This is a genomic window from Sulfitobacter sp. NFXS29 (assembly GCF_040148765.1).
Taxonomy (GTDB): Bacteria; Pseudomonadota; Alphaproteobacteria; order Rhodobacterales; family Rhodobacteraceae; genus Sulfitobacter.
The window spans coordinates 26,173-43,768 of the sequence record NZ_JAGDED010000015.1 but is presented as its reverse complement, the minus strand read 5'-3'; the positions used below and the strand labels follow the sequence as shown (position 1 = coordinate 43,768).

Annotated in this window: 28 protein-coding genes and 1 pseudogene; 3 read left to right on the top strand and 26 right to left on the bottom strand. The window is 59.6% G+C overall.

Annotation, left to right across the window (positions count from 1 at the left end; translation table 11 throughout):
- Positions 1-87: 87 nt before the first annotated feature.
- The 20 genes and pseudogenes from J3456_RS18135 to rpmC all read right to left on the bottom strand — a co-directional run.
- Positions 88-852: pseudogene (locus J3456_RS18135) on the bottom strand (AAA family ATPase); the annotation flags it as partial.
- 1 nt (position 853) lies between these two features.
- Positions 854-2,227, bottom strand: coding sequence for a trypsin-like peptidase domain-containing protein (locus tag J3456_RS18130; protein ID WP_349581606.1), 1,374 nt, complete (start codon positions 2,225-2,227; stop codon positions 854-856).
- A 128-nt stretch (positions 2,228-2,355) separates the two neighbouring features.
- The gene (gene rplQ, locus J3456_RS18125) at positions 2,356-2,772 is read right to left on the bottom strand and encodes a 50S ribosomal protein L17 (protein WP_007118863.1); all 417 of its coding nucleotides are present in this window, start codon (positions 2,770-2,772) and stop codon (positions 2,356-2,358) included.
- Positions 2,773-2,935: 163 nt separating this feature from the next.
- Positions 2,936-3,952, bottom strand: a complete 1,017-nt coding sequence (locus J3456_RS18120) for a DNA-directed RNA polymerase subunit alpha (RefSeq protein ID WP_007118862.1) — start codon at positions 3,950-3,952, stop codon at positions 2,936-2,938.
- A gap of 114 nt (positions 3,953-4,066) precedes the next feature.
- Entirely contained in the window at positions 4,067-4,456 is a 390-nt protein-coding gene (gene rpsK / locus J3456_RS18115) for a 30S ribosomal protein S11 (protein WP_067622222.1), read from the bottom strand.
- A 15-nt stretch (positions 4,457-4,471) separates the two neighbouring features.
- The gene (gene rpsM, locus J3456_RS18110) at positions 4,472-4,840 is read right to left on the bottom strand and encodes a 30S ribosomal protein S13 (protein ID WP_007118860.1); all 369 of its coding nucleotides are present in this window, start codon (positions 4,838-4,840) and stop codon (positions 4,472-4,474) included.
- Positions 4,841-5,100: 260 nt separating this feature from the next.
- Entirely contained in the window at positions 5,101-5,748 is a 648-nt protein-coding gene (locus tag J3456_RS18105) for an adenylate kinase (protein ID WP_349581603.1), read from the bottom strand.
- On the bottom strand, positions 5,745-7,127 hold the full coding sequence (secY, locus tag J3456_RS18100) for a preprotein translocase subunit SecY (RefSeq protein ID WP_120351861.1): 1,383 nt from the start codon (positions 7,125-7,127) through the stop codon (positions 5,745-5,747). The genes J3456_RS18105 and secY overlap by 4 nt, the downstream gene beginning before the upstream one ends.
- Before the next feature lie 119 nt (positions 7,128-7,246).
- A complete protein-coding gene (gene rplO / locus J3456_RS18095) occupies positions 7,247-7,729 on the bottom strand; it encodes a 50S ribosomal protein L15 (protein WP_067622231.1) in 483 nt (160 codons plus the stop codon).
- A 476-nt stretch (positions 7,730-8,205) separates the two neighbouring features.
- Complete coding sequence (gene rpmD / locus J3456_RS18090) at positions 8,206-8,394, bottom strand: 50S ribosomal protein L30 (protein ID WP_007118856.1); 189 nt, start codon at positions 8,392-8,394, stop codon at positions 8,206-8,208.
- Between the two features lie 2 nt (positions 8,395-8,396).
- The gene (gene rpsE / locus J3456_RS18085) at positions 8,397-8,978 is read right to left on the bottom strand and encodes a 30S ribosomal protein S5 (RefSeq protein ID WP_067267992.1); all 582 of its coding nucleotides are present in this window, start codon (positions 8,976-8,978) and stop codon (positions 8,397-8,399) included.
- Positions 8,979-9,146: 168 nt separating this feature from the next.
- Positions 9,147-9,506, bottom strand: a complete 360-nt coding sequence (gene rplR, locus J3456_RS18080; protein WP_067622237.1) for a 50S ribosomal protein L18 — start codon at positions 9,504-9,506, stop codon at positions 9,147-9,149.
- Between the two features lie 11 nt (positions 9,507-9,517).
- Positions 9,518-10,051, bottom strand: coding sequence for a 50S ribosomal protein L6 (rplF, locus tag J3456_RS18075; protein ID WP_067622240.1), 534 nt, complete (start codon positions 10,049-10,051; stop codon positions 9,518-9,520).
- A gap of 10 nt (positions 10,052-10,061) precedes the next feature.
- The gene (rpsH, locus tag J3456_RS18070) at positions 10,062-10,454 is read right to left on the bottom strand and encodes a 30S ribosomal protein S8 (RefSeq protein ID WP_067622243.1); all 393 of its coding nucleotides are present in this window, start codon (positions 10,452-10,454) and stop codon (positions 10,062-10,064) included.
- Positions 10,455-10,466: 12 nt separating this feature from the next.
- Complete coding sequence (gene rpsN, locus J3456_RS18065; protein WP_007118851.1) at positions 10,467-10,772, bottom strand: 30S ribosomal protein S14; 306 nt, start codon at positions 10,770-10,772, stop codon at positions 10,467-10,469.
- An 18-nt stretch (positions 10,773-10,790) separates the two neighbouring features.
- Entirely contained in the window at positions 10,791-11,354 is a 564-nt protein-coding gene (gene rplE, locus J3456_RS18060) for a 50S ribosomal protein L5 (protein WP_067622246.1), read from the bottom strand.
- Complete coding sequence (gene rplX, locus J3456_RS18055; protein WP_067267981.1) at positions 11,347-11,658, bottom strand: 50S ribosomal protein L24; 312 nt, start codon at positions 11,656-11,658, stop codon at positions 11,347-11,349. Before rplX ends, rplE begins: the two co-directional genes overlap by 8 nt.
- Positions 11,659-11,660: 2 nt before the next feature.
- Positions 11,661-12,029: a 50S ribosomal protein L14 gene (gene rplN, locus J3456_RS18050; protein WP_005621870.1), complete on the bottom strand. Its 369-nt coding sequence runs from the start codon at positions 12,027-12,029 to the stop codon at positions 11,661-11,663.
- 63 nt (positions 12,030-12,092) lie between these two features.
- Positions 12,093-12,338: a 30S ribosomal protein S17 gene (rpsQ, locus tag J3456_RS18045; protein ID WP_120351863.1), complete on the bottom strand. Its 246-nt coding sequence runs from the start codon at positions 12,336-12,338 to the stop codon at positions 12,093-12,095.
- Between the two features lie 14 nt (positions 12,339-12,352).
- Positions 12,353-12,556 (bottom strand): 50S ribosomal protein L29, encoded by a 204-nt coding sequence (rpmC, locus tag J3456_RS18040; protein ID WP_007118846.1) that lies wholly within the window; start codon positions 12,554-12,556, stop codon positions 12,353-12,355.
- Between the two features lie 183 nt (positions 12,557-12,739).
- Here rpmC and J3456_RS18035 point away from each other — a divergent pair, with 183 nt between their 5' ends.
- Both J3456_RS18035 and J3456_RS18030 read left to right on the top strand, forming a co-directional pair.
- Positions 12,740-13,360: a TIGR02466 family protein gene (locus J3456_RS18035; protein WP_067622256.1), complete on the top strand. Its 621-nt coding sequence runs from the start codon at positions 12,740-12,742 to the stop codon at positions 13,358-13,360.
- Positions 13,361-13,363: 3 nt separating this feature from the next.
- Positions 13,364-13,948, top strand: a complete 585-nt coding sequence (locus J3456_RS18030) for a hemerythrin domain-containing protein (protein WP_349581598.1) — start codon at positions 13,364-13,366, stop codon at positions 13,946-13,948.
- 15 nt (positions 13,949-13,963) lie between these two features.
- On the opposite strand, the gene J3456_RS18025 is transcribed toward J3456_RS18030, so the two are convergent.
- Positions 13,964-14,164: a hypothetical protein gene (locus J3456_RS18025; protein WP_349581596.1), complete on the bottom strand. Its 201-nt coding sequence runs from the start codon at positions 14,162-14,164 to the stop codon at positions 13,964-13,966.
- Positions 14,165-14,325: 161 nt separating this feature from the next.
- Between J3456_RS18025 and J3456_RS18020 the strand changes: the two genes are divergently transcribed.
- Positions 14,326-14,880 (top strand): NYN domain-containing protein, encoded by a 555-nt coding sequence (locus tag J3456_RS18020; protein ID WP_349581594.1) that lies wholly within the window; start codon positions 14,326-14,328, stop codon positions 14,878-14,880.
- Between the two features lie 72 nt (positions 14,881-14,952).
- On the opposite strand, the gene rplP is transcribed toward J3456_RS18020, so the two are convergent.
- From rplP to rplB, 5 genes are read right to left on the bottom strand one after another with little or no spacing between them, the layout of a single operon-like run.
- Positions 14,953-15,366, bottom strand: a complete 414-nt coding sequence (gene rplP, locus J3456_RS18015) for a 50S ribosomal protein L16 (RefSeq protein ID WP_007118841.1) — start codon at positions 15,364-15,366, stop codon at positions 14,953-14,955.
- A 13-nt stretch (positions 15,367-15,379) separates the two neighbouring features.
- Positions 15,380-16,087 carry a 30S ribosomal protein S3 gene (rpsC, locus tag J3456_RS18010; RefSeq protein WP_067625857.1) on the bottom strand — a complete coding sequence of 236 codons (708 nt, stop codon included), beginning with the start codon at positions 16,085-16,087 and terminating at the stop codon, positions 15,380-15,382.
- Entirely contained in the window at positions 16,087-16,467 is a 381-nt protein-coding gene (gene rplV / locus J3456_RS18005) for a 50S ribosomal protein L22 (RefSeq protein WP_067267968.1), read from the bottom strand. Before rplV ends, rpsC begins: the two co-directional genes overlap by 1 nt.
- 3 nt (positions 16,468-16,470) lie before the next feature.
- Positions 16,471-16,749 carry a 30S ribosomal protein S19 gene (rpsS, locus tag J3456_RS18000; protein ID WP_007118838.1) on the bottom strand — a complete coding sequence of 93 codons (279 nt, stop codon included), beginning with the start codon at positions 16,747-16,749 and terminating at the stop codon, positions 16,471-16,473.
- A 3-nt stretch (positions 16,750-16,752) separates the two neighbouring features.
- Positions 16,753-17,595, bottom strand: a complete 843-nt coding sequence (rplB, locus tag J3456_RS17995) for a 50S ribosomal protein L2 (protein WP_067267965.1) — start codon at positions 17,593-17,595, stop codon at positions 16,753-16,755.
- Between the last annotated feature and the right edge of the window lies 1 nt (position 17,596).

Below are 17,596 nucleotides of genomic sequence, written 5' to 3'. Positions count from 1 at the left end.
TTACATTTTGCCGTAAAAATATACCCCGTCGTCGAAACGACCCTCAAAACGCTGGTTTGGGTATTTTTTTGCTTTGGTCTATAGAGTTAAATATGAAATCAGGTTGTAATGCGAATCCCCCGATTTGTCGTATTGCGCGGCCCGCCGCATGAGGCGTTTCGACAGCCCCGCCTTGTCGAGCGGCGCATCGCCTTTCCACGCCGTGACCTGCTCGATCAGGTTGAGCAGCGCCCGCCCGTCGCCATCTGCCATCTCCAAAAGCGCCTCGCGCGCCTCGGGCTGCAACGGCAGGGGCTTGCCCAACTCGCGCTCGGCCCGCTGCGCCAAGCGCTCCAGATCGGTGAGCGGCAGGCGCTCCAACACCAGCACCTGCGCGCGAGACAGCACAGCGGCGTTCAATTCGAAACTCGGGTTCTCGGTGGTGGCACCGACCAGAAGGATCGTGCCATCCTCCATATGCGGCAAGAACCCATCCTGCTGCGCCTTGTTGAAACGGTGGATTTCGTCGACGAACAAAAGCGTCCCCTGCCCCTGCCGCCGCCGCATCTTGGCCGCGTCGAAAACCTTGCGGAGTTCCGGCACACCCGAGAAAATCGCGCTGATCTGCACGAAATGCAGATCGGTCTCATCCGCCAGAAGCCGCGCGATGGTGGTCTTGCCAACGCCGGGCGGCCCCCAGAAGATCAGCGAAGACAGCGCGCCCGCGGCCAACATCACCGACAGCGGCGCATCGGGGCCCAGCACTTTCTCTTGCCCAATCACCTCGGACAGCGCGCGCGGCCGCAGCCGGTCCGCCAAGGGGCGGTGCCCAGCCTCTGCTGCTGCGTCGCCGTCATCAAATAGATCCGCCACGCTACCCCCTGAACCGCAGAGCGACACGCCGGTCGCCGCGCTGAATAACCATCTGAATGCGCCGCACCTCGCCCGACAGCAGGGCGGCCAAACTGTGCGTCTCTGCCACCTCTACCCCATTCACCGAAAGGATCACATCACCATCCCGCAGCCCCACACGCGGGCCATAGCGGCCCGCATCCATGACCACGACGCCACTGCTTTCCAACGGCAGGTTCAGTTCTGAAATCACCGCCGGATTGATACGCGCAGCGCGCAATCCGGGCAAAAGGCTCCGCGCGCCTAGCGTGACCTCGGCCCGGTCCGGTTCATCCGGGGCGGCGATCAGCGCCACGGTCATCTCTTGCAGAACGCCATCGCGCCTGACGCCCACGCGCGCGGAATGACCAAGACCGGCGACCGACATGCGGTAGATCATCTCTGACGGCGTGTTGACCGGCTGGTCATCGACGCTGACGATGACATCCCCCACCAGCAACCCCGCCGCGTTGAAGGGGCTAGCGCGATGCAGCCCCGACACGATGATCCCACCCGGTCGATCCAACCCCAGCGGCCCGGCCATATCTGCATCCACCGGTTGCCCGGCCAAACCCGCCCAAGGGCGGCTGAACGCCACCTCCCCCGCGCGGGCCTGCGCGACAAAGGCCGCGACAAGATCAGCAGGGATCGCAAAACCGATACCGTTGCTGCCACCCGAGCGCGTCAAGATCGAGGTGTTCACCCCGATAAGCCGCCCCGCCATGTCAATCAGCGCCCCGCCCGAGTTGCCGGGGTTGATCGGCGCATCGGTCTGAATGAAATAACCTTGCCCGCCATTATCCGCCGCCCCCGACCGTGCAAGACCCGAGACGATCCCGCTCGACACCGTCTGCCCCACGCCGAAGGGATTGCCGATGGCCAAGGCAAGCTCACCCACCTCGACCGCATCGCTGTCGCGCAACTCAAGAAACGGCAGGTCCGCCGCGCCTTCCAGCTTGAGAATCGCCAGATCGCTTTCCGCATCGCCCAACAGCACATGGGCGCTGAATTCGCGCCGATCATTCAGCACCACACGGATATCGGTTGCCGTGCCCACCACATGATAGTTCGACACCACGATGCCATCCGCCGACAGAATCACCCCGGAGCCGAGCGAATTCTGCACCCGGGGCCGCTCGGAGAAGGGATCCCGAAAGAATCGTTCGAAAAACGGATCGGCCTGAAGCGGCGTGCGCTGAGGCTTGGTCAGGATGCGGGCGTAGATGTTGACCACCGCGGGGGTCGCCTGTTTGACCAGTGGCACGAAACTCAACTGCATCTGCGCGGCGGAACTGGGCACCTGCTGCGCCGCTAGGGGGGCGGCAAGCAGCGTTAGGATCATCAGCAAATATCTCATGCCGTCAGATATGCGCAGCCGCCCCGGCTGGCGCAACTCCCATTTCGGACTGATCTTGAAATCTCTGCCGCGACAACGAAAAAGCCCCGCCAAATGGCAGGGCTTTCCATTCCGCAATCTGCGAAATCCTATTCTGCGGCGTCTTCTTCGGCCAGACGCGCTTTGTCTGCGGCGCCTTTGGCGTCGCGGTCGCGGTCGACGAATTCGATGATCGCCATCGGCGCCATGTCACCATAGCGGAAGCCAGCTTTCAGAACGCGGACGTAACCACCTTGGCGGTCTTTGTAGCGCGGGCCGAGGATGTCGAACAGTTTCGCGACATACTGGTCTTCTTTCAGCTTGCTTGCTGCCTGACGACGGGCGTGCAGATCGCCACGTTTGGCCAGCGTGATCATCTTTTCGATGATCGGCTTCAGTTCCTTGGCTTTCGGCAAGGTGGTTTTGATTTGCTCATGCTCGATGAGCGAGCCTGCCATGTTTGAGAACAGCGCCTTGCGGTGTTCATGTGTACGGTTCAGGCGGCGGTATCCACGTGCGTGACGCATTGTCTTACTCCAATAGTGATGCCCTCTACGGGCGGTTTTGCTTTGTCTGGCCCACGATGCGTGTCAGGGGCTCTCCTTGGGGCTTGCGCCCGGTCGTAACGGTGCCCGATTTCTTTTGCAGAAATCGGCCCGGAAACTTTAAAAGCTTCCGGGGCCGTGTCTCTTAGAACGAATCCTCGAACTTCTTGGCGAGGTCTTCGATGTTTTCGGGCGGCCAGTCTTCGACATCCATGCCAAGGTGCAGGCCCATGCCCGACAGCACTTCCTTGATCTCGTTCAAGGACTTGCGGCCGAAGTTCGGCGTGCGCAGCATTTCGGCTTCGGTCTTCTGGATCAGATCGCCGATGTAGACGATGTTGTCGTTCTTCAGGCAGTTTGCCGAACGCACCGAGAGCTCCAGCTCGTCGACTTTCTTGAGCAACAGCGGGTTGAACTCAAGACCATCGTCGTCGTCCTGACGGGACGCCGATTCCGGCTCGTCGAAGTTGACGAAGATGCCGAGCTGGTCCTGCAGGATACGCGCGGCGAAGGCCACGGCGTCATCCGGCGTGATGGACCCGTCTGTTTCCACTTTCATGGTCAGCTTGTCGTAATCCAGCACCTGGCCCTCACGGGTGGGCTGAACGTCATAGGAGACCTTCTTGACCGGCGAATAGATCGCGTCGATCGGGATCAGGCCAATGGGCGCATCTTCAGGCTTGTTCTTGTCAGCGGAGACATAGCCCTTGCCGGTGTTGACGGTCAGCTCCATGTAAACATCCGCACCATCGTCGAGGTGGCAGATCACATGCTCGCGGTTCAGAATCTCGATACCGGCGGATTCGGAGATGTCACCGGCGGTCACAACGCCCGGACCTTTGGCAGAGATCGACAGGCGTTTGGGGCCTTCGACTTCCATGCGCAGGCTGACGCCCTTCAGGTTCAGGATGATGTCGGTCACGTCTTCGCGCACACCGGCGACGGAGGAAAACTCGTGCAGCACGTTGTCGATCTGCACAGATGTGATCGCCGCGCCCTGCAGCGAGGACATCAGCACGCGGCGCAGCGCGTTGCCGAGGGTCAGGCCAAAGCCCCGCTCCAGCGGTTCGGCCATGACAGTCGCCTGACGTGCGGGGTCATTGCCCGGCTTGACGTCAAGCTGTTGCGGCTTGATCAATTCAGCCCAATTCTTGTGGATCATGCGTCCCTCCATCCTTGTTTGTGCCTCATGTCCAAATGACACAAACGCTCGAGGTTTCTGAAAAGCGGTATGGGGCCGCACGCAAGGCGCGACCCCATGTAAAACAGTCCCGACTTAAACGCGGCGGCGTTTGGGCGGGCGGCAGCCGTTGTGGGCCATCGGGGTCACATCACGGATCGAAGTGATGTTGAAACCGGCAGCCGCCAGAGCGCGGAGGGCGGATTCACGACCCGACCCGGGGCCCTGAACTTCGACTTCCAGCGTCTTGACGCCGTGATCCTGAGCTTTACGGCCAGCATCTTCTGCGGCCATCTGAGCTGCGTAAGGAGTCGATTTACGCGACCCTTTGAAACCCATGGTGCCAGCGGAGGACCAGGAAATTGCGTTGCCTTGAACATCCGAGATCAGGATCTTGGTGTTGTTAAAGCTCGAGTTCACATGCGCCACGCCTGCGGCGATGTTCTTGGAGACCTTACGCTTGGTCTTTGTCTTATCGCGTGCCATTGATCAGACCCTCCCTTATTTCTTCTTGCCAGCAATGGCCTTAGCGGGGCCTTTGCGGGTGCGAGCATTGGTGTGGGTACGCTGACCACGGACGGGCAGGTTACGACGGTGGCGCAGGCCACGGTAGCAGCCAAGGTCCATCAGACGCTTGATGTTCATCTGCGTATCACGACGCAGGTCGCCTTCGACGGTGTAGTTGGCGTCGATGTGCTCACGCACGGCCAGAACTTCGGCGTCGGACAGCTCGTTAACGCGACGGGTCGCGTCGATGCCAACGGCTTCGCAGATGGCTTTGGCGGAGGAGGTGCCAATACCGGTGATATAGGTGAGGGCGATTGGAACCCGCTTTGCAGTCGGGATGTTTACGCCGGCAATACGTGCCACGTTAGCTATTCCTTTTCGTTGCGGGTCCGTCGCTCCAGACCCTTTTTTCACAACACAAGCCCGAGGCGTTTGGGCCATCGGGCTGAGGCTGATCAGGTAATCTTGCGGGGCTGGGCGGAACCCTTGCCGCAATTTGATTCTCTTGCGAGATAGGGGTGACTATGAGGTTTTGCGCAGGGCGTCAAGCCTTGCACAAAACTCCCGTAGGATCAGTGGAGCGGAGCGAAGGGCAGCGTCGCCCCTGCCCCACCACCGGGAAATCACTTGTCGAGAATCTGCGCGATTGCGCCGCGGACTTCTTCGATCTGACCCAGACCATTCACACCGCTGAGCATCTCTTTGGCATAGTAATAGCCGATCAGCGGAGAGGTCTGTTTGTAGTAGGCCATCAGACGGGTTTTGAGGCTTTCCTCATTGTCGTCCGCGCGGCGCTTGAACTCGGTCCCGCCACAGTTGGCGCATTTCCCATCTTCGGGGATCGGTTTGGTCAGGTCGTTGTAAACCTCGCCGCAGGACGCACAGGTGGAGCGTGCGGTGATGCGGGCGACCAGCGCCTCATCGTCGACCTTCATCTCGATCACGGCGTCGAGGGTCTGGCCCTCTTGCTGCATCAAATTGGCCAGTGCGTCGGCCTGCGCCAGCGTGCGGGGGAAACCGTCGAAGATAAAGCCGCCATGCTCGGCCTTGTCGGTGAGCTTTTCGCGGATCAGGCCGATCACGATCTCATCGGTGACCAGCGCGCCGCGGTCCATGACATCGGCCACGATCTTGCCCATCTCTGTACCGCTGTCCTTAGCCTCACGCAGCATGTCGCCGGTGGAGAGCTGAACCATGTTGCGGGTTTCGACCAGATGACGTGCTTGGGTGCCTTTGCCTGCGCCCGGAGGCCCGAGTAGGATAATATTCATCGACGTACGGGGCTCCGTTTCTTGCGTGTACCTTTGCCTTTGCCCGCGCCTTTGCCGCGCAGCTGAGACTTCTCAAGCAGACCTTCATACTGGTGCGCCAGCAGATGGCTCTGAACCTGTTGGATCGTATCCATTGTGACCGAGACGACGATCAGCACCGAGGTGCCACCGAAGTAGAAGGGAATAGCGAACTGGCCGCGCAGAATCTCGGGCAGAACACAGACCGCCGCCAGATAGGCCGAGCCGAGCACGAGGATGCGGTTGACCACATATTCCAGATACTCAGAGGTGCGCTTGCCGGGGCGGATGCCGGGGACAAAGCCGTTCTGGTTCTTCAGGTTGTCGGCCACGTCATCAGGTTTGAAGCTGACGTTGAACGTGTAGAAATACGCAAAGAAGACGATCATCGCCACGAAGAACAGCAGGTAAAGCGGCTGACCGGGGCCGAAGTTCGCCAGAAGCCACGACATCACTGGGCTGGTGGAATTGCCCGAAAACGTGCTGACGGTGACCGGCAGCAGCAGCAAGGACGAGGCAAAGATCGCCGGGATCACGCCTGCCGGGTTCACTTTTACGGGCAAATGGCTGGTGCCGCCGTCATACATCTTCATCCCGACCTGACGGCGGGGGTATTGGATGTGAATCTTCCGCAGCGCGCGCTCCATGAAGACCACGAACATGATCGTCGCAATCACCATGACCAGCACACCCACGATCACCGCAGGGCTGATGGCACCCGAGCGGCCCGAGGCAAAGAACTGCGCGATGGCTGCGGGAACCTCGGCGATAATGCCGACGAAGATGATCAGCGAGATGCCGTTGCCGATGCCGCGCGCGGTGATCTGCTCACCCAGCCACATCAGGAACATGGTGCCGCCGACGAGGGTAATCATGCAGGCGGCGATGAAGCTAAAGCCCATCTGCCCATCCGCCACGATGTCACCAGCCTGAAGGCTGACCGCAAGACCGTAGGACTGCAAGGTCGCCAGCGCCACGGTGCCGTAGCGCGTGTACTGGTTGATCTTCTTGCGCCCCTGTTCGCCCTCTTTTTTCAACTGTTCCAGCGCCGGGACCATGGAGGTCAGCAACTGGACGATGATCGAGGCCGAAATATAGGGCATGATGCCCAGAGCGAAGATACCCATCCGGCCAAGTGCGCCGCCGGTGAACATCGAGACCATGCCGCCGATGCCTTGGCCCGCGCTCTCCATAAAGTCACGCAGTGCGCCGCCGTCGATGCCGGGCACCGGGATAAAGGTGCCAAGGCGGTAAACGATAAGCAGCCCGAGTGTGAACAGGATCCGATTGCGCAGGTCTGTTGCCTTGCCCAATGCGGCCCAGCTCGTGTTCGCGGCCATGTTTTCGACGGCAGATACCATGAGGGGTCTCTTCTTTTGTTGCGAAAACGCCGCCCGGGCCGTTTTCCGGCGGGCGGCGTTCGGGAAAACTTGAGGTTATGTAAGCGGCTGGCGCGCCGCTCACAAGCCTTAAGGCCGCTTTACTCGGATGCCTCGGCCGCCTTGGGGGCGGTCACGGTCACCTTGCCGCCTGCCTTCTCGACCGCCTCGATGGCGGACTTGGAGGCGCCAGCGACGTTCAGGTCGATCTTGGAGGTGATGTCACCCTTGGCCAGAACGCGGATACCGTCCAGCTCACGACGCACCAAACCGGAAGCGATCAGAGCCGCACCGTCGATGGTGTTGCCGGCGTCGAGCTTCTTGGCGTCGATGAACTTCTGGATCAGGCCCAGGTTCACGACAGCGAAAGACTTGCGGTTCGGCTTGTTGAAGCCACGCTTGGGCAGACGCTGGTAGATTGGCATCTGGCCGCCTTCGTAGCCGTTGATGCTGACACCGGAACGGGACTTTTGACCCTTGATACCACGGCCACCCATCTTACCCTTGCCAGAGCCGGGACCACGGCCAACGCGCATACGCTTCTTGGTTGCGCCTTCGTTATCGGAAAGTTCGTGCAGTTTCATGTCGCTTCTCCTTTTGCCGGAAATGGCCCCCAGCGACGGGAGTGGCCAAACGCGGCGTTGCGATTCCATTGCGACCCAACACGGGCCACCGGGGGCGTATAGGGGATGACGTGGCGCGTGACAAGGGGGTGAGCACGCTGGCCCTCTTCCCGGGCCACAAGGGCCCTCGCCTGCCCGTGGGGTGGCGATCACGACGGTAATCCGTGCCACTTTATTATGCGGCGATAGCGCGCCTTGGCAGAGTTGCGCCATGCCTCAGTAAATCGCCAACCCGGTCGCACCATAGGCGCGCCCACTATTGTTGGCACGCCTTTGGCGTGACTAACGGGCAGGCGATGGTCCGGCGCCTGCGGCTTGATACCGGGCCAGTGGCGCTTCAAAACGACGCACCCAGTCCGCACAAAGCAAAACGCCCCGCAGTTCCCTGCGAGGCGCTTCCGTAGAGCGGTCCCCCAACCCTACCGCTGAACTGGCGTTCAGCCTTTCTCTTCGACGATCTCAACCATATGCGAGACCTTGTTGATCATGCCGCGGACGGAAGGTGTATCTTCCAGTTCACGTGTACGACCCATTTTGTTCAGACCCAGGCCAACCAAAGTTGCCTTTTGCTTAGCGGGGCGGCGGATCGGCGAGCCGACCTGCTTGATTACGAGTGTCTTGGCCATGCTTATGCCTCCTCAGCCACTTGTGCGGAGGACTCTACGTTGTCTTCACGCTTGGGCAGAATGTCAGCCACTTTCTTGCCGCGACGCTGCGCGACGGAACGGGGCGATTGCTCTTTCTTCAGACCGTCCAGAGTGGCGCGGATCATGTTGTAGGGGTTCTGCGAACCGACCGATTTGGACACAACGTCTTTCACGCCCAGCATCTCGAACACGGCACGCATCGGACCACCGGCGATGATACCGGTACCTTCAGGTGCTGTACGCATGATAACGCGGCCTGCGCCGTGGCGACCATGCATGTCGTGGTGCAGGGTGCGGCCTTCGCGCAGTTGAACGCGGATCATCTGACGCTTGGCTTGCTCAGTCGCCTTGCGGATGGCCTCGGGTACTTCTTTCGCTTTACCCTTACCAAAGCCCACGCGGCCTTTCTGATCGCCCACGACCACGAGTGCGGCGAAGCCGAAACGCTTACCACCCTTAACGGTCTTGGACACGCGGTTGATCGCGACCAGACGGTCAGCGAATTCCGGGGTTTCGTCGCGTTGGTTGCGGCGGTTGCCCCCACGGTTGTCATCTCTTGCCATCTGGCATCTTCCTTTTTCTGTGGCCCTGAGGCCCTTAGGATCAATCCTGGTGAGCCCTTGGCCCCCGGATCATCGAGAGGGCCAACCCGGCCCTCTTCGCAGGAAAGCTATGCGCGGGGCACAGCCTCCATATGAAAGCGGGTGCGTGGTTGCCCACGCACCGGACAATCAGATCTTCAAACCGCCTTCACGCGCGGCGTCGGCCAGAGCCTTCACCTTGCCGTGGAAGAGGAAGCCGCCACGGTCGAAGTATGCTTCTTCGACGCCGGCCTTCTTGGCACGTTCGGCAATCGCGGCACCGACCTTGGTCGCTGCTTCGATGTTGTTCTTGCCGAAAACGCCCAGATCCTTTTCCATCGAGGAAGCGGAAGCCAGTGTCACGCCGTTCACATCGTCGATCAGCTGAGCCGAGATGTTTTTGGACGAACGGTGTACCGACAGGCGAAGACGCCCGGCGTTCACTTTGCGGAGTTTGTTCCGAACGCGCATGCGGCGTTTCAGGAACAGCTGTCTTTTGGTGTTTGCCATCTTTCCGTTCCTTACTTCTTCTTGCCTTCTTTGCGGAACACGAACTCACCCTTATAGCGGATGCCTTTGCCCTTATAGGGCTCGGGCTTGCGCCATGCGCGGATGTTCGCGGCGACCTGACCAACAAGCTGTTCGTCAATGCCTTCCACAACGATTTCGGTCTGCTTCGGTGCTGTCACGGTGACGCCTTCGGGCGCAACGTAGTCAACATCGTGGCTGAGGCCGAGGTTCAGTTTCAGCGTGTTGCCATTGACGGCCGCACGATAACCAACACCCTGGATTTCCAGCTCCTTCTTGAAGCCCTCGGTGACGCCGGTCACGAGGTTTTCAATCATGGTGCGGGACATGCCCCACTGTTGACGTGCGCGCTTGGACTTACCACGCGGTGTCACAGAGATTGCATCGTCTTCGACCGTCAGGGTCACGTCGTCAGTTGCGCGGAAGCTGCGGGTGCCCTTGGGGCCCTTCACTTCGATCGTCTGACCGCTCACCGATGCCGAGACGCCCGAAGGCATGGCGACTGGTTTCTTACCAATACGAGACATTGTCTTCTCCTTAGAATACGGTGCAGAGCACTTCGCCGCCAACATTGGCAGAGCGTGCAGATGCGTCCGACATCACACCTTTGGAGGTGGAGACAATCGACACGCCGAGGCCCTGACGGACAACGGGGATGTCATTGACGGCCATGTAGACGCGACGACCGGGTTTGGAAACCCGCTTCAGTTCACGAATAACAGGTTCGCCTTCGTAGTACTTGAGGCTGATCTCGATGGCGGGGTGGCCATCGGCGCCCGTGACTTTTTCGTAGCCGCGGATGTAGCCTTCGTCGGCCAGCACGTCCAAGACCCATGCACGCAGCTTGGAAGCCGGTGTGGAGACGGTGGATTTGCCGCGCAGCGAAGAGTTACGGATGCGTGTCAGCATATCTGCGATAGGATCGTTCATCTGATGCGCTCCTTACCAGCTCGACTTGACCATGCCGGGGATTTGGCCCGAAGAGCCGAGGTCCCGCAGCGCGATCCGCGAAATTTTCAGTTTACGATAGTAGGCGTGCGGGCGGCCCGTCAGCTGGCAGCGGTTGTGCAGACGCACAGCGGAGCTGTTGCGCGGCAGTTTCGCCAGTTTCAGGGAAGCGCGGAAACGCTCTTCCATCGGTTTGCTTTCGTCGCTCACGATCTCTTTCAGAGCCGCGCGCTTCTCAGCGTACTTTTTGACCAGTGCTTCGCGCTTCTTTTCGCGCTCAATCATGGATTTCTTAGCCATTTCTAATCCTTCCCGCGCTTATGAATTGAAGGGCATGTTGAAAGCTTTCAACAGCGCCTTGGCTTCAGCGTCGGTTTTCGCCGTGGTGGCGATCACGATGTCCATACCCCAAGTCTCGTCAACTTTGTCGAAGTCGATTTCGGGGAACACGATATGCTCTTTCATGCCCATGGCGTAGTTGCCACGGCCGTCAAAGCTCTTGCCCGAGATGCCGCGGAAGTCACGGATACGGGGCATTGCGATCGTGATCAGACGATCAAGGAATTCGTACATGCGGTCGCCACGCAGGGTGACTTTCGCACCCAAAGGCATGTCTTCACGCACGCGGAAACCAGCGATGGATTTCTTGGCCACGGTTGTCAGAGCCTTCTGGCCTGCAATCGCGGTCAGGTCTTCCTGAGCCGACTTGGCTTTTTTGCTGTCGCGCACGGCTTCGGCACCGCAGCCGATGTTCAGAACGATCTTGTCCAGCTTGGGGATCATCATGTCGTTCTTGTAGCCGAATTCCTCTTTCAGGGCGGCGCGGATCTTCTCGCGGTATTCGGCCTGAAGGCGGGGTGTGTAGGTTGCGGTATCAAGCATCGATCACGTCCCCCGTGGTCTTGGCAAAGCGCACTTTTTTGTCGCCTTCGATTTTGAAACCTACGCGCGTGGCTTTGCCATTGGCATCGACCAGTGCGAGGTTGCTCAGGTCGATCGGCATCGCCTTGGGGATGCGGCCGCCCTGAGATGTCTGTGTCTGGCGCGTTGCGCGGATAGCGATTTTCACGCCGTCAACGATGGCCTTGTTCGACTTGGGGTCAACAGACGAGATGGTGCCCGTCTTGCCCTTGTCCTTGCCGGACAGGACGATGACCTTGTCACCTTTGCGAAGTTTAGCAGCCATGATTACAGCACCTCCGGAGCGAGCGAGATGATTTTCATGAAGTTCTTCGCACGCAGCTCACGAACAACCGGCCCGAAGATACGGGTGCCGACAGGCTCGTTGTTGTTATTCAGGATAACAGCAGCGTTGCGGTCGAAGCGGATGGCGGTGCCATCTTCACGACGAACTTCTTTGGCAGTGCGAACGACAACGGCCTTACGGACGTCGCCTTTTTTCACACGACCGCGTGGGATGGCTTCCTTGACCGAGACGACAATGATGTCGCCGACGGATGCGTATTTACGCTTGGAACCACCCAGGACCTTGATGCACTGAACACGGCGCGCGCCGCTGTTGTCAGCAACATCCAGGTTGGTCTGCATCTGGATCATTTGGTTTCTCCCGACCTTCTGGGGGGCGATGCGGCCCTCATCCCAGGGTTTCGTTTAAGGGGCTCAGGCTTCGGTTTTGTCCGAAGTCAGAACTTCCCAACGTTTGGTTTTCGACTTGGGGGCACATTCGATGATGCGAACGCTGTCGCCCACCTTGAACGTGTTGTTCTCATCGTGAGCCCGGTACTTCTTGGACTTACGGATGGTCTTTTTCAGAACCGGATGCGTAAAGCGGCGCTCTACGGAAACGGAAACTGTTTGTGCGTTGGCGTCCGATGTCACGGTGCCTGTAAGGATACGCTTGGGCATGTTTCAGGCTCCTATTATTCGGCTGCCGCAGCAGCGGCTTTCTGGTTCAGCACGGTGTGGACACGGGCCACGTCACGCTTAACAGTCTTCAGACGTGCGGGGTTTTCCAACTGGCCGGTGGCCTGCTGGAAACGCAAGTTGAAGGATTCTTTTTTCAGGTTCACAAGTTCGTCGCGGAGCTGGTCCGGCGTCTTGTCATGCAGTTCGCTGGCTTTCACGGCCTCTTCCTTTCAACATCACCAGTAGGCCCCTGTCAGGGTGACCATGATTCTGGTGGAGTTCATGATGAAAGGTGCCAATACGCGCTGAGGTCGCTCATGGCAACCCCCGTTGGCCCGGCGCCTGTGAATTAGGCGGGAAAGACGCTGGCGATAGGAATATGTTCCGCATAAGAAGGGCCTATGTCAAACATCAAATCGCTTTTCGCCACCCGCCTCTACCACGCCGCCCTGTCGGACCATGGCAAACCCATCGACACCGATGAGCTCGCCGCCTCTTGTTTCTCGATCGCCGAGGATGATGAGGCCGGGCAGGACTGGTGCGAAGAGAACGGCTATGCGGGCTACACCTCTTATGCGTCGCTCGACGACCTCCCCTACCGCTTTCCGATCTTCAAAGATCTGGTCGCGGTGCTGGACAAACATGTGGCCGCCTTTGCCAAGGATCTCGACTTCGATCTGGGCGAGCGGAAGCTGGTGCTCGACTCCCTGTGGCTGAACATCCTGCCCGAAGGCGGCATCCACACCTCGCATATCCACCCCCACTCCGTGATCTCTGGCACGACCTATGTGACCATGCCCGAAGGTGCCAGCGCGATCCGTTTCGAGGATCCGCGCCTGCCGATGATGATGGCCGCGCCGGGCCGGGTGAAAGACGCCCGCGAAGAGCTGCGCCCCTTCATCTATGTCGCACCCGACGCGGGCGACGTGTTGCTCTGGGAAAGCTGGCTGCGTCATGAGGTGCCGATGAACATGATCGAAGAAGACCGCGTTTCGGTCTCGTTCAACTACAACTGGGCCTGACCCATGGCCGAGGACGTGAGCGCCCTCCCCCTGTCGGATCTGACAATCGACGCCGAGACCCGCCCGCCCCTGCCCGACATGGGCGACGTCACCGAGGCACAGCGACAAGCTGGCCGGCATCTTGCGGCGATCCACCGTCACTACCTGAGCGATTTATCACAAATCGCTCAGGTGATGACCCGCATTGAGGCCGGAGACGCGCCCCCGGCTGAGCTTGCGCATATCGTCCTGCATAGCCAGATGGCCCAGAATTTCGCCGCCGCCGGGACGCTCTGCGGTCAGCAATGCTGGGCGCTGACGATGCACCACAATATCGAAGAACAGAGCATTTTCCCGCAGTTGCACGCCCGCGGCTCTGAACCGGTGCGCGCAATCGTGGACCGGCTGCGGGCCGAACATGAGGTCGTTCACGCGCTTCTCGAACGGCTGGGCGCGGCGGCGGGCGGATTGACCGAGGCACCAAGCTCAGAACAATTCGCCGAAACCCGCGAGATATTCGACCAACTGGTCGCAGTGGTGCGCTCGCATTTCAAATTCGAAGAGACCGCCTTGGCCGAGGCATTGGGCGTCTATCAGGTCGACATCTGAGGCACCGCCCGGCGGCTATTTCAGCTTCTTCGCCGCCTCTTCTTGCGCCTTGACCGCTGCCTTTTCTTCCTTGGTCAGCTTGTTGCCCCACTGATTGTTGCTGAGCCCGAGATCACTGGGCATCGGCTTGGTCTTGCCCTTCTTCACCTCTCCGCCCTTGTCGAGAAACACTTTGATGAGGTCTTCGTCGGTGTTCGGCTTTGGGACGTGCTTCATCGGGCTGGGCCTTTCCTGCGGCATGGGGTTAAGCAAAGGCTACCTAGATTAAAGCGCATTGGCCAGCGTTGCAGGTGCTGCTTGCCCCGCCTGCCCGATTGGTGAACATTCAACCTTTAGCTTTATTTGGGTATCCCCTGCCGATATTTGTCCCGTTCCTTTTGCTCTTTATATCCCTCGCTTTTACAACCGCCGCCGCGTCCACGCCGGGCTATGAGGACTTCAGCCTGCTCGGCGCGCTTTGTGTCATCGCCAGTGCGATCCTTCTACTGCGGTCTTTGCGCGGCGCGCAGCAGCAGCGCAAAAAATGGATCATCGTCGACGGCTCCAACGTCATGCATTGGAAGACCGGCGCGCCGAACATGAATGCGGTCCGGGACGTTGTGGATGAGTTGCGCACGAGGGGCTATTCCCCCGGCGTCGTGTTTGACGCCAACGCGGGCTATCTGCTCGCGGGCCGCTATCAACATGACAAGGCGCTGAGCAGACAACTTGACCTGCCGGTGGACCGGGTGATGGTCGTCCCAAAGGGCACGCCTGCAGATCCCTATATACTCCAATCCGCCCGAGACTACGGCGGGCAGGTCGTCAGCCGCGATCAGTTCCGCGATTGGGCGGAGGCCCATCCTGAAATCGCTGAGCCGGGGCACCTGATCAAAGGTGGCTACCGGGATGGCAAACTCTGGCTCGACCTTGAGGCCGACGCGCCGGTCTGACAACGCAAAACCCCCGCCGATCGCTCGACGGGGGTTTTATGTCTTTCAGCCACCCCTTGCGGGGCTGCGGGCTTACCAGTCCTCGCGGACAACAACCCGGGTTTTGATCGGCAGCTTCATGGCTGCCAGACGCAGGGCTTCGCGTGCCACGTCTTCACCGACACCGTCGATTTCGAACATGATACGGCCCGGCTTGACCTTGGCTGCCCAGAAGTCGACGGAACCTTTACCTTTACCCATACGAACTTCGACGGGCTTGGAGGTAACCGGTACGTCCGGGAAGATGCGGATCCAGACACGGCCCTGACGCTTCATGTGACGCGTCATGGCGCGGCGTGCCGCTTCGATTTGACGGGCTGTAACCCGCTCCGGCTGCAGTGCCTTCAGGCCGTAGGTGCCAAAGTTCAGGTCAGACCCGCCCTTTGCCAGACCCTTGATCGAGCCCTTAAACTGCTTGCGGAATTTAGTACGCTTTGGTTGAAGCATTTCTCATTCCCCCTTAGCGACGACCGCCGGCACCGCGAGGTGCTGGGCCGTCTTGGAGTTCCTGTGCCTTACGGTCACGCGCGGCGGGGTCGTGTTCCATGATCTCGCCTTTGAAGATCCATGTCTTGATCCCGATGATGCCGTAAGCGGTGGCCGCTTCGACATGTGCGTAATCGATGTCGGCACGCAATGTGTGCAGCGGCACGCGACCCTCACGGTACCATTCGGTACGCGCGATTTCGGCCCCACCAAGACGACCCGCGAGGTTCACGCGGATGCCCAGTGCGCCCATGCGCATGGCGTTCTGCACGGCACGTTTCATGGCGCGGCGGAAAGACACCCGGCGCTCCAGCTGCTGTGCAATGCTCTCACCAACCAAGTGTGCGTCCAGCTCGGGCTTGCGGACCTCAACGATGTTGAGGTGCAGTTCCGAGTTGGTCATCTTGGCGATCTTCTGGCGCAGCGTCTCGATGTCCGCGCCTTTCTTGCCAATGATGACACCGGGGCGTGCTGTGTGGATCGTGACGCGGCACTTTTTGTGCGGACGCTCGATGATCACACGGGCAACACCAGCTTGGTGACACTCTTTCTTGATGAAGTCGCGGATTGCGAGGTCTTCAAGCAGAAGATCACCGTAATCCTTGGTGTCGGCGTACCAACGGCTGTCCCAGGTGCGGTTCACCTGAAGACGCATACCGATCGGATTGACTTTGTTACCCATCAGGCTTGCTCCTCAACTTGACGCACTTTGATCGTGATCTCGGCAAACGGCTTGATGATCTTGCCGAACCGGCCACGGGCACGCGGGCGACCGCGCTTCATGGTCAGGTTCTTACCGACATAGGCCTCGGCCACGATGAGTTCATCGACGTCCAGGTTGTGGTTGTTCTCGGCGTTGGCAATCGCGGACTGAAGGCATTTCTTCACGTCCTGCGCGACCCGCTTCTTGGAGAAGGTGAGGTCTGTCAACGCTTTGTCCACGGATTTACCACGGATCAAAGCTGCAACCAGGTTCAGTTTCTGCGGGCTGGTGCGAAGCATGCGCAGTTTTGCCATTGCTTCGTTGTCTGCCACGCGGCGGGGATTCTTATCCTTGCTCATGGCTTATTTCCGCTTCGCTTTTTTGTCGGCGGCATGACCGTAGTAGGTCCGAGTCGGGGAGTACTCACCGAACTTCTGACCGATCATGTCTTCGCTGACGTTAACAGGGATGTGCTTATGACCGTTGTACACGCCAAACGTCAGACCCACGAACTGGGGCAGGATCGTGCTGCGGCGCGACCAGATCTTGATCACTTCGTTACGGCCGCCCTCGCGGGAAGCCTCTGCCTTTTTGAGGACATAAGAGTCAACAAAAGGACCTTTCCATACTGAACGAGCCATGAATTAACGCCCCTTCTTCTTGGCGTGACGCGAGCGGATGATAAGCTTGCTGGACGCTTTGTTCTTGTTGCGGGTCTTGGCACCCTTCGTCGGCTTCCCCCAAGGAGTAACCGGGTGACGACCACCAGAGGTCCGGCCTTCACCACCGCCGTGCGGGTGGTCGATCGGGTTCATCACCACACCACGTACAGAAGGACGGATGCCCTTGTGACGCATGCGGCCCGCTTTACCGTAGTTCTGGTTGGAGTTGTCGGGGTTAGACACGGCACCAACGGTGGCCATGCATTCCTGACGCACGAGACGCAGCTCGCCGCTGCTCAGACGGATCTGAGCGTAGCCACCGTCACGACCCACGAACTGGGCGTAGGTGCCGGCGGCACGTGCGATCTGACCGCCCTTGCCGGGCTTCATCTCGATGTTGTGGACGATCGTACCGATCGGCATGCCCGAGAAAGGCATCGCGTTACCGGGTTTGATGTCCACTTTGGCGCCGGCGATGATTTTGTCGCCGATGGCCAGACGCTGGGGGGCCAGGATGTAGGCCTGCTCGCCATCTTCGTACTGGATCAGCGCGATGAAAGCGGTCCGGTTGGGGTCATATTCGATCCGCGCGACAACAGCGGACATGTCCAGCTTGTTACGCTTGAAATCAACGATACGGTAGAGGCGCTTTGCACCACCACCTGTACGACGCATTGTGATTCGTCCGGTGTTGTTCCGACCGCCAGATTTGGTCAAACCCTGAGTAAGGGCTTTGACCGGGCGGCCTTTCCACAGCTCCGAACGGTCGATCAGTACCAGTCCACGCTGGCCTGGCGTCGTCGGTTTGTACGACTTGAGTGCCATG